At 59.1% G+C, this 14,473-nt stretch carries 15 protein-coding genes; 12 read left to right on the top strand and 3 right to left on the bottom strand.

The genetic code is table 11. The annotated features are described in order from the left end of the window. Positions 1–26 precede the first annotated feature (26 nt). A complete protein-coding gene (mrcA, locus tag AB6V08_RS18300) occupies positions 27–2,579 on the bottom strand; it encodes a peptidoglycan glycosyltransferase/peptidoglycan DD-transpeptidase MrcA (RefSeq protein ID WP_368544233.1) in 2,553 nt (850 codons plus the stop codon). 120 nt (positions 2,580–2,699) lie between these two features. Here mrcA and pilM point away from each other — a divergent pair, with 120 nt between their 5' ends. The 12 genes from pilM to trpS all read left to right on the top strand — a co-directional run bounded on the left by pilM (position 2,700) and on the right by trpS (position 12,650). After that, positions 2,700–3,479 carry a pilus assembly protein PilM gene (gene pilM, locus AB6V08_RS18295; RefSeq protein ID WP_368544232.1) on the top strand — a complete coding sequence of 260 codons (780 nt, stop codon included), beginning with the start codon at positions 2,700–2,702 and terminating at the stop codon, positions 3,477–3,479. Beyond that, the gene (locus AB6V08_RS18290) at positions 3,476–3,964 is read left to right on the top strand and encodes a PilN domain-containing protein (protein ID WP_368544231.1); all 489 of its coding nucleotides are present in this window, start codon (positions 3,476–3,478) and stop codon (positions 3,962–3,964) included. Before pilM ends, AB6V08_RS18290 begins: the two co-directional genes overlap by 4 nt. Before the next feature lie 3 nt (positions 3,965–3,967). Next, positions 3,968–4,423 (top strand): HofO family protein, encoded by a 456-nt coding sequence (locus AB6V08_RS18285; RefSeq protein WP_368544230.1) that lies wholly within the window; start codon positions 3,968–3,970, stop codon positions 4,421–4,423. After that, positions 4,413–4,805, top strand: coding sequence for a HofP DNA utilization family protein (locus AB6V08_RS18280; protein WP_368544229.1), 393 nt, complete (start codon positions 4,413–4,415; stop codon positions 4,803–4,805). The genes AB6V08_RS18285 and AB6V08_RS18280 overlap by 11 nt, the downstream gene beginning before the upstream one ends. Continuing rightward, positions 4,717–5,946 (top strand): DNA uptake porin HofQ, encoded by a 1,230-nt coding sequence (hofQ, locus tag AB6V08_RS18275; RefSeq protein WP_368544228.1) that lies wholly within the window; start codon positions 4,717–4,719, stop codon positions 5,944–5,946. Before AB6V08_RS18280 ends, hofQ begins: the two co-directional genes overlap by 89 nt. Before the next feature lie 286 nt (positions 5,947–6,232). Beyond that, the gene (aroK, locus tag AB6V08_RS18270; RefSeq protein ID WP_010436374.1) at positions 6,233–6,754 is read left to right on the top strand and encodes a shikimate kinase AroK; all 522 of its coding nucleotides are present in this window, start codon (positions 6,233–6,235) and stop codon (positions 6,752–6,754) included. A 57-nt stretch (positions 6,755–6,811) separates the two neighbouring features. After that, a complete protein-coding gene (aroB, locus tag AB6V08_RS18265; RefSeq protein ID WP_368544227.1) occupies positions 6,812–7,900 on the top strand; it encodes a 3-dehydroquinate synthase in 1,089 nt (362 codons plus the stop codon). Positions 7,901–7,992: 92 nt separating this feature from the next. Continuing rightward, complete coding sequence (gene damX / locus AB6V08_RS18260) at positions 7,993–9,300, top strand: cell division protein DamX (protein WP_368544226.1); 1,308 nt, start codon at positions 7,993–7,995, stop codon at positions 9,298–9,300. 67 nt (positions 9,301–9,367) lie between these two features. Next, on the top strand, positions 9,368–10,180 hold the full coding sequence (gene dam, locus AB6V08_RS18255; protein ID WP_368544225.1) for an adenine-specific DNA-methyltransferase: 813 nt from the start codon (positions 9,368–9,370) through the stop codon (positions 10,178–10,180). 41 nt (positions 10,181–10,221) lie between these two features. Then, a complete protein-coding gene (gene rpe / locus AB6V08_RS18250) occupies positions 10,222–10,899 on the top strand; it encodes a ribulose-phosphate 3-epimerase (RefSeq protein ID WP_368544224.1) in 678 nt (225 codons plus the stop codon). Next, positions 10,892–11,653 carry a phosphoglycolate phosphatase gene (gene gph, locus AB6V08_RS18245; RefSeq protein WP_368544223.1) on the top strand — a complete coding sequence of 254 codons (762 nt, stop codon included), beginning with the start codon at positions 10,892–10,894 and terminating at the stop codon, positions 11,651–11,653. Before rpe ends, gph begins: the two co-directional genes overlap by 8 nt. After that, positions 11,646–12,650 carry a tryptophan--tRNA ligase gene (gene trpS / locus AB6V08_RS18240; protein WP_368544222.1) on the top strand — a complete coding sequence of 335 codons (1,005 nt, stop codon included), beginning with the start codon at positions 11,646–11,648 and terminating at the stop codon, positions 12,648–12,650. The genes gph and trpS overlap by 8 nt, the downstream gene beginning before the upstream one ends. A gap of 109 nt (positions 12,651–12,759) precedes the next feature. Here trpS and AB6V08_RS18235 read toward each other — a convergent pair whose 3' ends face one another. Then, positions 12,760–12,930, bottom strand: a complete 171-nt coding sequence (locus tag AB6V08_RS18235; RefSeq protein ID WP_234671627.1) for a YhfL family protein — start codon at positions 12,928–12,930, stop codon at positions 12,760–12,762. Between the two features lie 146 nt (positions 12,931–13,076). Next, entirely contained in the window at positions 13,077–14,450 is a 1,374-nt protein-coding gene (cysG, locus tag AB6V08_RS18230) for a siroheme synthase CysG (protein ID WP_368544221.1), read from the bottom strand. Positions 14,451–14,473 lie beyond the last annotated feature (23 nt).

Raw genomic sequence — 14,473 nt, 5'->3', positions numbered from 1 at the left:
ATCGCCGCCCGGCTTTTTTACAGACGTCAGAACAGCTCGTGGGTCTCGCCGTTATCAATCAGCTCCGTACCCACCTCTTGCACTGCCTGGGTGGTCGGCTGCGTCCCTTCGATGAAATACTCGGCACGGCTGTTGCCGCCGTTGGCGAGCTGCCCGGTGCTGCGGTCGATGTTGACCGTGATGATGCCCGGCGGTGGCGTCAGCGGCTGTTCAGGCACGCCTTCCAGCACCGCTTTCATGTAAGCATCCCAGGCCGGCTGCGCGCTCTTAGCGCCGCCTTCATAACCGGAAATCTGATCTTTAATCGCCCCGGACGCCGTCGTGCGCCCTAAATCGCGGCGGTGATCGTCAAATCCGATCCAGACCGACGTCACCACGCCCGGGCCATAGCCGGAGAACCACGCGTCTTTCGAGCTGTTCGTCGTACCGGTTTTGCCGCCGATGTCATGACGCTGCAAATCGCGCCCTGCGCGCCAGCCCGTACCCTGCCAGCCCGGTTCACCGAAGATGTTGGTGTTCAGGGCGCTCTTAATCAGGAACGAGAGCGGGGTGTTGATCACGTGCGGAGCATATTCCGGCGCGCCGCTTTGCGCCACCAGCGCCTGGTTGGCCTGTTCCAGCTGCGGCTGAGGCACGGTGGAATTCTGCTGCTCCTGCGAAATCGCGACGTCTTCCATGTCCTTGTTCTCAAGCACGTTGGATTTCGGCGTATCGCCGTAGATCACCGGAAGGTCGCATTCGGCGCAGGCGATTTTCGGCTTCGCTTCAAACAGGACGCCGCCCTGATCGTTCTCGATTTTGCTGATGTAGAACGGATCGACCAGGAAGCCGCCGTTCGCCATCACCGAGTAGCCGCGCGCCACCTGCAGCGGGGTAAAGGACGCAGAGCCGAGCGCCAGCGATTCGGTATGTACGATGTTCTGCGCCGGGAAGCCAAAGCGCTGTAAATACTCTGCCGCGTAGTCAACGCCCATCGCACGCATCGCGCGCACCATCACCACGTTTTTCGACTGCCCCAGACCCTGACGCAGACGAATCGGGCCCGCGTATTCCGCCGGGGAGTTCTTCGGCTGCCAGTCTGAACCGGCACCGGCATCCCAGCGGGAAATCGGTACGTCGTTCAGGATGCTGGCGAGCGTCAGCCCTTTATCCATCGCGGCGGTATACAGGAAAGGCTTGATGTTAGAGCCCACCTGACGCAGCGCCTGGGTCGCACGGTTAAACTTGCTCTGGTTGAAGTCAAAACCGCCCACCAGCGCCATCACGGCACCGTTTTGCGGGTTGATGGACACCAGCGCGGAGTTCACGTCCGGCACCTGCGCCAGCCACCAGGCGTCGCCCACCTGGCGTACCCAGATTTGCTCGCCGGTCTGAATGGCATCGGTCACCCTGCGCGGCGTTGGCCCTTGCAGCGTGTCGGAGCGGTAAGGACGCGCCCAGCGAACGCCGTCCATGCGCAGCGTCACCGACGTGCCGTCAGCCAGCATCACTTCCGCTTCCTGCGCGTCGGCGCGGGTCACTGCCCCCGGCAACAGCGGGCCATAGGTTGGCAGCGCCTTCAGGGTAGAGGTGATTTTTTTGCTGTCCCACGCGCCTTCGCCCACTTTCCACAGCACGTTAGACGGGCCGCGATAGCCGTGACGCATGTCGTAATCCATCACGTTATTGCGCACGGCCTGCTGCGCCGCCTGCTGCACCTTGCGGGTCACAGTGGTGTAAACGCGATAGCCGTCTTCGTAGGCGTTCTCACCGTAGCGGCTCACCATGTCCTGACGCACCATTTCCGTGAGGTAAGGCGCGGAGAAGGCGATTTCGGGGGCGTGGTAGTTGGCGTCGATAACGTCGTTACGCGCCTGTTCGTACTCGGTCTGGCTGATGTAGCCTTCGCTCAACATACGCGACAGCACCACGTTGCGGCGCGCGGTCGCCCGGTCGAGAGAGTAGAGCGGGTTGAACGTGGACGGCGCTTTCGGCAGGCCGGCGATGGTCGCCATTTCGCTTAACGTGAGCTGCTCGACGGGCTTGCCAAAATAGACCTGCGCGGCGGCACCCACGCCGTAGGCGCGGTAGCCGAGGTAGATCTTGTTGAGGTAAAGCTCAAGGATCTCGTCTTTGCTCAGCAGTTGCTCAATGCGGATCGCGAGGAACACCTCTTTGATCTTACGCATCAGCGTCTTTTCAGGGCTGAGGAAGAAGTTACGCGCCAGCTGCTGCGTAATGGTACTCGCCCCCTGAGAGGCATGGCCGGAGAACAGCGCCACGCTGGCGGCGCGGAAGATCCCCACCGGATCGACACCGTGGTGCTCGTAAAAACGGCTGTCCTCGGTAGCGATAAAGGCCTTCACCATGACGGGCGGAACCTGTTTTAAGGTCAGCGGGATACGGCGTTTTTCACCGTACTGCGCCATCAGCTCGCCATCGGCGCTATAGACCTGCATAGGGATCTGGAGTCGAACATCGCGAAGCGTGGCGACATCAGGTAGCTGCGGCTCAATGTACTTGTACAAACCATAAATCGAGCCTGCTCCCAGCAGAATGCAACAGACTGCAAGGATCAATAAATACTTTACGAACTTCACCGGAGGTTTCCCATTTGGTTCCACTTGGGCAGTTTATAAACAATCGCGCGGTAGTATAAAGGCAAGCCTGATGCATTGATATAGCCGTCACTCTGACGGGCGATAAGGAGATCGTGAAGTATGGCTTTCAAAACATGGCAAACGGGCGTTCATATTCAACAAGATACGGTGCGGATCGTCGCGCTCACCCACGAGAAGTCGCGCTGGTGCCTGCGCCGCTGGTGGGCTATTCCGCTCGCGCAAGGAATCGTCTGCGACGGGCAAATTCGCGCGCCGGACAAGCTGGCGGTGGCATTGCGCGGCTGGCGGCGGATGCTACCGCTTCACCACCGGGCGTTCGTCGCGTTTCCTGCGGCGCGAACCCTGCAAAAGACCCTTCCGCGCCCGGCCATGACCCTGCGCGATAGCGAGCAGCTCAGCTGGGTTGGCTCCGCGCTGGCGCGTGAGCTGGAGATGCCCGCGGAGTCGCTCTGCTTTGATTACGCCCAGGATACCTTCAGCCGCGTGTACCATGTCACGGCGGCGCAAAACAAAGAGGTCGCCACGCTGCTTTCGCTGGCAGAGACCCTGCGCCTGCGGCTGGTTGCCGTGACGCCCGATGCGGGCGCGCTGGCGAGCCTGCTTCCCGCCGTTGCGCCCGCACGGTGCGTTGCCTGGCGCGACGACAACCAGTGGCTGTGGGCGATGCGCCACCAGTGGGGGCGGCGTTCGCGCAGCGAAGCGGAAAACGCTGCTGAGCTGGCGGCGCTGCTGGCGCTCTCGCCCGACGACATCGCCCTGTTTGACGACGATGCCCGCGATCCCTTCGAGCTGGTCTCCCGCTGCCAGCCGCCGCTGCCCGAGTGCGGGGCTGAATTTACCGTTGCGCTGGCGCTGGCCATGAGCGAGATGCCCGTATGAGCCGGGTGAATCTCCTGCCGTGGAGGCAGCAGCGCCGGGCGCGGTGCCTGCGCGTCTGGTGCCTGCTGCTCGCGGGCTGGCTGCTGGTGACATTCGTCCTGGCGCTCGGCGTGCGGGCGCATCAGCGCCTCAGCATGCGCGGCCTGGAGCTGGAGCTCACGGGGATTAACGCCGTCCAGCGGGCGCTTGAGGCCCGCCGCAGGCAAACGGCAAGCATAACGGCACAATCTCCCGCCGCGCCCCTGTGGCACCCGGCGCTGGAATCCCTGGCGCAGGCGATGCCGCCGCAGGCCTGGCTGACCCGGCTGCGCTATCAGGCATCAACCCTGACCCTCACCGGGTACGCCGCCACGCTTCCCGCGCTCACGGCGATGGCGGATGCCCTGCCGAGGGTAACGGGCATGACGCCCGGCGCGGCGGGCGAGCTGCAGCAGGACGACCAGGGGCGGTGGATGTTTACTTTTCGGCTCAAACGCCAGGGGTAGCCCATGCATATTCTTTTTGAACGCTGGTGCGCGTGGCGTGCCCGGACGCGCGCGCTCATGGCTTGCCTGATGGCGGGCGTTATCGCCCTGTTCGCATGGGCGCTGCTGATAACGCCGATGGACGCCCAGCGCGCCGCGCTGGAAGCGCAGCTAACCGATGCGAGGCAAACCCGCGCGGCGCTCTGGTCTGCCGTTGCGCGTTTGCACCGTCCCGCAAAGCCCGACGAGCCGCAGACGAAAACGGCCTTCTCCGCGCTGGCGTTTCAGCGCGACGGCACAACGCTGGTCTCCTGGAAGCCGTTTACGGGCGGCGGCGCGCTAACGCTGGACGCCGACTGGGGGCAAATTCCGGCCGTTTTCTCCCGGCTGGCGCAGCGGGAAATGAGCGTCGAGGCATTCGAGATCATCCCCGAGGGCGCGCGGCTGCGCCTCAGCCTGGAGCTGCACGATGCACACTAGCTTGCGCTATCTGATAGTAGGCTCCGTATTGTTGCTGACCGGAATGCGCGACCCCTTTCATCCGCCGCCGGATCGGTGTGCGGCAGGGCAGCTGGCGCAGTGGCGGTATCACGGGTCGGTTAACCGCGTCGGGCTTTTGCAGGACGGGCAGCATCGCTGGCATCGGGTGAAGGCGGGAGATCGCCTGCCGGTGGGCTGGCGGGTGATGTCTGTAGAGGATAAGGCACTCACCATTGCGCTGAACGCGGCCTGCGAGCCGACGCAGTGGCAGTGGCAACGAGAAGGAACGAAGAATGAAAGCAGGGATAACGCTGTTGCTGATAATGCTCAGCAGCCTGGCGTGGGCGGCAGCGCCAAAGCCGGTCACGCTGGTGGTGGATGATGCGCCGGTGGTGCAGGTGCTTCAGGCGCTGGTCGCGCAGGAGGGACGCAATCTGGTGGTCTCGCCCGATGTTAAAGGCTCGCTGTCGCTCAACTTAACCCAGGTCCCCTGGCGGCAGGCGCTGCAGACGGTTGTCGCCAGCGCCGGGCTGGTTTTGCGCGAAGACCGCGGGATTTTTTACGTCCACACGGCGGCGTGGCAGCAGGAACAGCAGGCGCGCAGGGAGCGGGAAATTGAGAAGCGGCGGCTCGATGCGCCGCTGGTATCGCGCAGCATTCCTCTCTCCTGGGCGGATGCCGGCGAGCTGCAAAAGGCGGCGGAAAAGCTGCTCAGCCCAAAAGGGAGTTTGTCCGTTGATAAGCGCACCAACCGTCTGCTGGCGCGTGATAACAAAGCGGTGCTGGACGCCCTGCAGCTCTGGGCCTCGCAGATGGATATCCCCGTCGAGCAGGTCGAGCTGGCGGCGCATATCGTGACGATTACCGAAAAGAGCCTGCGCGAGCTGGGGGTGAAGTGGAACCTGGGTGCGCAGGCTGAGTCCGGCGGGGCGACGGCGGTGAGCGCTGAGCTCTCGGCGGCGCAGGCGACAACCCACGTGGGCTTTAACATCGGCAGGATCAACAGCAGGCTGCTCGATCTTGAGCTGTCGGCGCTGGAGCAAAAGCAGCAGGTGGAGATCATCGCCAGCCCGCGGCTGCTTGCTTCCCATATGCAGCCGGCCAGCATCAAGCAGGGCAGCGAAATTCCCTATCAGGTCTCCAGCGGGGAGAGCGGCGCCACCTCGGTGCAGTTTAAAGAGGCGGTTCTCGGCATGGAGGTCACGCCTGTGGTAATGCCCGGCGGCCGGGTGCGGCTGAAATTACACATCAGCGAGAACATGCCCGGGCAGGTATTAAAGCAGGCAGATGGCGAAACGATGGCGATAGATAAGCAGGAAATTCACACGCAGGTTGAAGTAAAGAGTGGAGAAACGCTGGCGCTGGGCGGCATTTTCTCGCAAAAGAACAAAACGGGCAGCGACAGCGTGCCGGGGCTGGGGAAAATTCCCTGGTTAGGACAACTTTTTCGCCATGACGGAAAAGACAATGAACGACGCGAGCTGGTGGTGTTTATCACGCCCCGTCTGGTCGGCCTTCATTAATGGGTGACAATCCCCGCAATGATTTTGCATTCAGTTTGTTGCAGATGTTTGACGTGGGGCATGAATTAGCATACAAGGAGTACCGATTTGAGTTGGACTTGCGTGTTGTTGCCTTATGCATCTGGCGCGGCGATTTAATCAGTTGCCAAACAAGCCGGAGTATTGAGATAATTTTTAGTCTGACTCTCGCTCAATTGCATATGAGGTTTCAGTTCATGTCCTGCTACGCTGGGTGTCTGCGAAGCGGGGATTACCATTAACGAATAGTCTTAGTAGTACCGAAAAAATGGCAGAGAAACGCAATATCTTTCTGGTTGGGCCTATGGGTGCCGGCAAAAGCACTATTGGGCGTCAGTTAGCTCAACAACTCAATATGGAATTTTACGATTCTGATCAAGAGATTGAGAAACGAACCGGAGCTGATGTGGGCTGGGTCTTCGACGTAGAAGGCGAAGAAGGTTTCCGTGACCGAGAAGAAAAAGTGATCAACGAACTCACGGAAAAACAGGGCATCGTTCTGGCGACAGGCGGCGGCTCTGTAAAATCTCGCGAAACCCGCAACCGTCTTTCCGCCCGTGGCGTGGTGGTCTATCTCGAAACGACCATCGAAAAACAACTGGCACGTACGCAGCGTGATAAAAAACGCCCGCTGCTGCAGGTTGAAACGCCTCCGCGCGAGGTTCTGGAAGCCCTGGCCGGTGAACGCAATCCTCTGTACGAAGAGATTGCTGATGTGACCATTCGTACCGACGATCAGAGCGCTAAAGTGGTTGCAAACCAGATTATTCATATGCTGGAAAGCAACTGATTCTGGCTTTAAATACACTCGCCTGCGGGTAAAAGCATTAAAGGTGGATGTCGCGTCATGGAGAGGATTACAGTTACTCTCGGGGAACGTAGTTACCCTATCACCATCGCGGCTGGTTTGTTTAACGACCCAGCTTCCTTCTTACCACTGAAAGCGGGTGATCAGGCGATGCTGGTCACCAACGAGACTCTGGCTCCGCTTTATCTCGACCGCGTACGTCAGCAGCTTGAGCAGGCGGGCGTGAAGGTCGACAGTGTGATCCTGCCCGATGGCGAGCAGTATAAAAGCCTGACGGTGCTCGATACCGTCTTTACCGCATTACTGCAAAAACCTCATGGTCGCGATACGACACTGCTTGCCCTCGGCGGCGGTGTTGTCGGTGATCTGACGGGTTTTGCTGCCGCCAGCTATCAGCGCGGTGTCCGCTTTATTCAGATACCGACTACGCTGTTGTCTCAGGTTGACTCCTCCGTTGGTGGCAAAACGGCCGTAAACCATCCGCTTGGCAAAAACATGATTGGCGCGTTCTACCAGCCTACTTCGGTGGTGGTAGATCTCGACTGTCTGACAACGCTGCCAAAACGCGAGCTGGCTTCTGGCCTTGCAGAAGTCATCAAATACGGCATCATTCTCGACGGTGAATTCTTCCGCTGGCTGGAAGAAAATATGGACGCATTGCTGCGCCTCGACGGGCAAGCTTTGGCGTATTGCATCCGCCGTTGTTGTGAGCTGAAAGCAGAAGTCGTTGCAGCAGACGAGCGTGAAACCGGCTTACGTGCTTTACTGAATCTGGGGCATACGTTTGGTCATGCGATTGAAGCCGAAATGGGCTACGGCAACTGGCTTCACGGCGAAGCGGTTGCTGCCGGTATGGTGATGGCCGCGCGTACCTCGGAACGTCTTGGTCAGTTCACTCCGGAAGAGACGCAGCGCATCATTACGCTACTTGTGCGCGCTGGCTTGCCGGTAACCGGGCCGCAGGACATGTCTGCACAAGCGTATTTACCCCACATGATGCGCGATAAAAAAGTATTGGCAGGTGAGATGCGACTCGTACTCCCGCTTGCAATAGGGAAGAGTGAAGTGCGCGGCGGAGTGCCGCACGAAGTCGTTCTTGGCGCTATCGCTGATTGTCAGCAGGCGTAACAACTAGAAAGGTCAGGCCACTTTAACCGGTGGTCGTTTAGCTTCAGGTGAAATGCAAAGTCGTTGGCATAAGCCTTTGAGTGGGGTGTTAAATGGATGAATTCAAACCAGAAGACGAGCTGAAACCCGATCCCAGCGATCGTCGTACTGGTCGTTCTCGTCAATCTTCAGAACGTGATAACGAGCCGCAGATCAACTTTGACGATGTTGATCTGGATGCAGACGATCGTCGCCCTTCGCGCAGCCGCAACGCGCGTGATGAGCGAGAAGAAGAGGATTATGAGTCCGAAGAAGATTCAATGGACGAAGAGCCTGTTGTAGAGCGTCGCCCGCGTAAACGTAAGAAAGCGGCCGCAAAACCGGCTTCCCGCCAGTACATCATGATGGGCCTGGGCGTGTTTGTTCTGCTGCTGCTGATTATCGGCATCGGTTCCGCGCTGAAAGCACCGTCAACTGACTCTCGTTCACAGACCGCGTCTACTGAGAAAAGCATTAACCTGTCTGGCAGCGATGCTACCGATCAGGCGAACGGTGCGCAGCCAGCGCCGGGCACCACCTCAGCAGAGCAGACGGCCGGTAACACCGCATCGCCGCAGGATATCTCCCTGCCGCCAGTCTCTTCTACCCCGACTCAGGGTCAGGCACCTGCCACGCCAGACGGCCAGCAGCGTGTAGAAGTTCAGGGTGACCTGAACAACGCCCTGACGCAGCCGCAGAACCAGGAACAGGTGAACAACGCGGTGGCGAGCTCCACGCTGCCAACCGAACCTGCGACCGTGGCACCGATTCGTGGCAGCAACGCCCAGACTCAAACCGCAGCTACGGAAACGAAGCCGCGTCAAACGCAGACTGCGACTCACCAGGAGCGCAAACAGGCTGTGATTGAGCCGAAGCGTGAAACCAAACCACAGGCCGTGGTGAAAGCGCCGGAATCAAAACCGGTTACCCAGCCGAAACGCACTGAAACCGCAGCGGTAAGCGCGCCTGTAAAAGCGCCAGCGGCAACCGCAGCAACAGCGGCACCAAAAGCAGCGGCAACCACCACTGCGCCAGCGGCAACGGCAGCACCTGCTGCAACCGCAACGGCTTCCGCTGCGACATCCGGCAAAACTGCGGGTAACGTGGGTTCTCTGAAATCTGCGCCGTCCAGCAACTACACCCTGCAGCTCAGCAGCTCGTCTAACTATGACAACCTTAACGGTTGGGCGAAAAAGTCGAACCTGAAAAACTACGTGGTTTATCAGACGACGCGCAACGGGCAGCCGTGGTACGTGCTGGTGAGCGGTGTTTATGCCTCTAAAGACGAAGCGAAGCGTGCCGTTGCGGCGCTGCCAGCGGACGTTCAGGCGAAAAACCCGTGGGCGAAGCCGATTCATCAGGTTCAGGCCGATCTTAAGTAATGTTTAAAGCGCAGGATGCTGTCGGAGCTTTCTCCACAGCCGGAGAAGGTGTAATCAGTTAGTCAGCATGAAAAAAAATCGCGCTTTTCTGAAATGGGCAGGGGGCAAATACCCCCTGCTCGATGATATTAAAAAGCACCTGCCAAAAGGCGAGTGTCTCATCGAGCCCTTCGTGGGTGCTGGATCGGTATTCCTGAATACCGATTTTTCTCGTTATATCCTGGCGGATATCAACAGCGACCTTATCAGCCTCTACACCATCGTGAAGCTGCGTACCGATGAGTACGTTGAAGAGGCGCGTAAGCTGTTTACGCCTGAGCACAATAACCCGGACGTTTACTACCAGCTGCGCACGGAGTTTAACCAGAGCAAAGATGCGTTCCGGCGCGCGCTGCTGTTCCTCTATCTCAACCGTCATGGCTACAATGGCCTGTGTCGGTATAACCTGCGCGGCGAATTCAACGTGCCGTTTGGCCGCTATAAGCGCCCCTATTTCCCGCAGGCTGAACTGTACCACTTTGCTGAAAAAGCGCAGAACGCCGAGTTTTACTGCCTGTCGTATGAAGAGTGTATGGACAAAGCTGACGCCAGCTCGGTGGTCTACTGCGACCCGCCATACGCACCGCTTTCTGCCACGGCGAATTTTACCGCCTATCACACCAACGCCTTCAGCCCGGCTGAACAGGCGCGCCTGGCGGAGATGGCAGAAAAGCTGGTCAGCAAAAGAATTCCAGTGTTAATTTCGAATCACGATACGCCGGACACGCGCGAATGGTACAAGGCCGCGAAGCATTTTCAGGTCAAAGTGCGGCGCAGCATTAGCAGCAACGGCGGCACACGTAAAAAGGTGGACGAACTCCTGGCTCTTTATCGACCCTGAGCCGTTTTGCCCGCCGGTAAACACATTTCAAGGAGATGCGGATGAAACAGTTTTTGATTGCCCCCTCAATTCTGTCGGCCGATTTTGCCCGCCTGGGTGAAGACACCGCAAACGCGCTGGCCGCGGGTGCGGATGTCGTCCATTTCGACGTTATGGATAACCACTACGTTCCCAATCTGACCATCGGCCCGATGGTGCTGAAAGCACTGCGTAATTACGGCATTACCGCGCCGATTGACGTGCATCTGATGGTCAAGCCGGTTGACCGCATCGTGCCTGATTTCGCGGCGGCGGGTGCCAGCATTATTACCTTCCACCCTGAAGCGTCCGAACACGTGGACCGCACCCTTCAGCTCATCAAAGAGAACGGCTGTAAAGCGGGCCTGGTGTTCAACCCGGCGACCCCGCTGAGCTACCTCGACTACGTGATGGACAAGCTGGACGTGATTTTGCTGATGTCCGTGAACCCGGGCTTTGGCGGCCAGTCGTTCATTCCAGAGACCCTCAACAAGCTGCGCGAAGTGCGTCGCCGCATTGATGAGTCAGGCTATGACATTCGTCTGGAAGTGGATGGCGGCGTGAAGGTGAACAATATTGGTGAGATCGCGGCGGCGGGGGCAGACATGTTTGTTGCGGGCTCTGCCATCTTCGACCAGCCGGATTACAAGAAAGTGATTGATGAAATGCGCCATGAACTGGCAAAGGTAAGTCATGGATAAATTGCAGGCAGTTCGGGGTGTAGCATTTGACCTCGACGGCACGCTGGTCGACAGCGCGCCAGGCTTAACCAGCGCCGTCGACCAGGCGCTGTATGCCCTTGAATTACCCGTTGCGGGCGAAGAGCGCGTCGTAACGTGGATTGGCAACGGTGCTGACGTGCTGATGGAGCGTGCGCTGACCTGGGCACGCCAGGAGCGTGCGGTGCAGCGTTCCGCGCAGGGTAAACCGAGCGTTGACCACGCGGATATCCCACAGGACGAGCAGCAGCGTATTCTGCGCAAGCTGTTCGATCGCTTTTACGAAGAAACGGTCGAAGAGGGCAGCTTCCTGTTCCCGGACGTGGCGCAAACGCTGAGCGCGCTTCACGCCAAAGGCATCCCGCTGGGGCTGGTGACCAACAAGCCGACGCCGTTCGTGGCGCCACTGCTGGAAGCGCTGGATATCGCGAAGTATTTCTCCGTGATTGTCGGCGGCGATGACGTGCAGAACAAAAAGCCGCATCCGGAACCGCTGCTGCTGGTGGCAGGAAAATTATCCTTAACGCCCGCCGAGCTGCTCTTTGTCGGTGATTCCCGCAATGATATTCTGGCGGCGAAAGCGGCAGGCTGTCCTTCCATGGGATTAACCTATGGCTACAACTACGGTGAAGCCATTACGGTCAGTGAGCCGGACGTCGTGTTCGACCACTTTAAAGATATTTTGCCCGCTCTCGGGCTCTCGCACAGTGAACATCAGGAAGTGAAAAATGACTAAGCCCATCGTTTTTAGTGGCGCACAGCCGTCAGGTGAATTGACCATTGGCAACTACATGGGTGCGCTGCGTCAGTGGGTCAACATGCAGGATGACTATCATTGCATCTACTGCATCGTGGATCTTCACGCCATCACCGCGCGTCAGGATCCTGAGAAGCTGCGCAAAGCCACGCTGGATACCCTGGCGCTGTACCTGGCCTGCGGCATCGACCCGGAGAAAAGCACCATTTTCGTTCAGTCCCACGTGCCGGAGCACGCGCAGCTGGGCTGGGCGCTGAACTGCTACACCTATTTCGGCGAGCTGAGCCGTATGACCCAGTTCAAGGACAAGTCCGCTCGCTACTCTGAAAACATCAACGCCGGTCTGTTTGATTACCCGGTGCTGATGGCAGCAGACATTCTGCTGTACCAGACCAACCAGGTTCCGGTGGGTGAAGACCAGAAACAGCACCTGGAGCTGAGCCGCGATATCGCCCAGCGCTTCAACGCCATTTACGGCGACGTGTTCAAAGTGCCTGAGCCGTTCATTCCAAAATCCGGCGCGCGCGTGATGTCGCTGCTGGAGCCGACCAAGAAGATGTCCAAGTCTGACGATAACCGCAACAACGTGATCGGCCTGCTGGAAGATCCGAAGTCGGTGGTGAAAAAACTCAAGCGCGCCGTGACCGACTCCGACGAGCCGCCTGTGGTGCGTTACGACGTGCAGAACAAAGCGGGCGTGTCCAACCTGCTGGACATTCTCTCTGGCGTGACGGGTCGCACCATTCCTGAGCTGGAACAGCACTTCGAAGGCAAGATGTATGGCCATCTGAAAGGCGAAGTGGCGGAAGCGGTGTCCGGTATGCTGACCGAGCTGCAGGAGCGCTATAACCGCTACCGTAACGACGAAGCTTTCCTGCAAAAAGTGATGAAAGACGGCGCGGAAAAAGCCAGCGCGCGCGCGTCCGAAACCCTGAAAGCGGTGTACGACGCAATTGGGTTTGTGGGTAAGCCGTAACGTTTTTTTCCCCTCTCCCTGTGGGAGAGGGCTAGGGTGAGGGCATCAGGCCGCACAACCTAAACAAAAAAACCGGGAAATCCCCGGTTTTTTTACGCCTGAAAATCGCTTACTGCTGAGCAGCAGGGCCGCAGCCGCCGATGATCTTAGAAATAGAGATCGCCGGGTGCAGCAGGTAGTCGTAGCTACAGTTGTTTTTGGTGTTCTCAACACGACCGGTGCAGGCGGTAAGAGTGGTTAATACGCCGACCAGAACGGCGGCTTTAGCCAGTTTAAACATACTCATTCCTTGTATTTAAAGACGAAATTTATGGTGTAACACGAGGGAATAAATGGAAAAGCTCCATTTTGCAGGCGGTATGTTATCGGCGAGTTCGGCGGGGGAGTAGTCCGGTTAAGGACTACTCCGGCAGGGGATAATATGGGTTAGTGGTGAGAGAACCAGTTCAGCTTGTCGCGCAGCTCCACCACGCGGCCTACGATAATCAGCGCCGGGCTGTCGACCCGCTGCGCCAGTTCGCCCAGCTCCGTCAGCACGCCGTCAACCACGCGCTGTCGGGTGGAGGTGCCGTTTTCCACCAGCGCCACCGGCATCGTTTCATCCATGCCGTGCTCCAGCAGTTTGGCCTGAATGGTCGCGGCCTGGTTCAGCCCCATGTAGAACACCAGGGTCTGCTTTTCTGCCGCCAGGTTGTGCCAGTCCAGCTCGCAGCCGGTTTTCAGATGCCCGGTGACCAGCCGCACGCTTTGGGCGTAATCGCGGTGGGTCAGCGGAATGCCGGAATAGGCCGAACAGCCGGATGCGGCGGTAATGCCCGGCACCACGGAGAACGGAATGCCCGCGCTGCACAGGGTTTCAAGCTCTTCACCGCCGCGGCCAAAGATAAACGGATCGCCGCCTTTCAGACGCACCACGCGCTTCCCTTTTTGTGCTTCGCGCAGCAGGATCTGGTTGATCTCCTCCTGCGGCACGCAGTGGTAGCCCGCCCGCTTGCCCACGAACACGCGATCCGCGTCCCGACGCACCAGGTTCATGATCTCATCGGAGACCAGGCGATCGTAGACCACGATATCCGCCTGCTGGATCTGCTGTAGCCCTTTCAGCGTCAGCAGCCCGGCGTCGCCGGGGCCCGCGCCCACCAGCACCACTTCACCGCGGTTTTCTAACGGCTCGGCGAGAAGCTGCTCGGTGGTGTCTTCAACGGCCTGCCGATCCTGATTGGCAAGCGACTGCGCCAGGCGATCGTTAACAAAGAACTTTTCCCAGAAGCGGCGACGCTCGCCCACCGAGGCGAAGGTTTGCTTCACCCGCGAACGAAGCTGGCCGGCGTAGTTCGCCACCTGGCCGAGATGCTGCGGCAAAATCGCCTCCAGCTTTTCCCGCAGCAGCCGTGCCAGAACGGGGGAGCGTCCCCCGGACGACACCGCCACCATCAGCGGCGAACGGTCGATAATCGACGGCATGATAAAGCTGGCTTCTTTCGGCGCATCCACCACGTTGCAGAAGATACGGCGCGCTTCGCAGGCGTCGCTCACGCGCTGGTTTACGGCGTCGTCGTCGGTGGCGGCGATGGTCAGCCAGCAGGTATCGAGCAGGGATTCGTTGAACTCCCCCGGGGCGAGGGTCAGCATGCCTTCCTGCGCCCAGACTTCAAACTGCGGGGCGAAGGCGAGGGCGTTTACCGTGAGGCGGGCGCCTGCGTCTAACAGCAGACGCGCTTTACGTTCAGCCACATCGCCGCCGCCTACAAGCAGGCAGTCGCGATGGCGTAATTGACAGAAAATCGGCAGGTGATCCACGACGTTACCTCACAGCATTCATG

The sequence above is a fragment of the Enterobacter soli genome (assembly GCF_964208575.1).
Classification (GTDB): domain Bacteria; phylum Pseudomonadota; class Gammaproteobacteria; order Enterobacterales; family Enterobacteriaceae; genus Enterobacter; species Enterobacter soli_A.
This window is presented reverse-complemented; position numbering and strand designations above follow the sequence as displayed.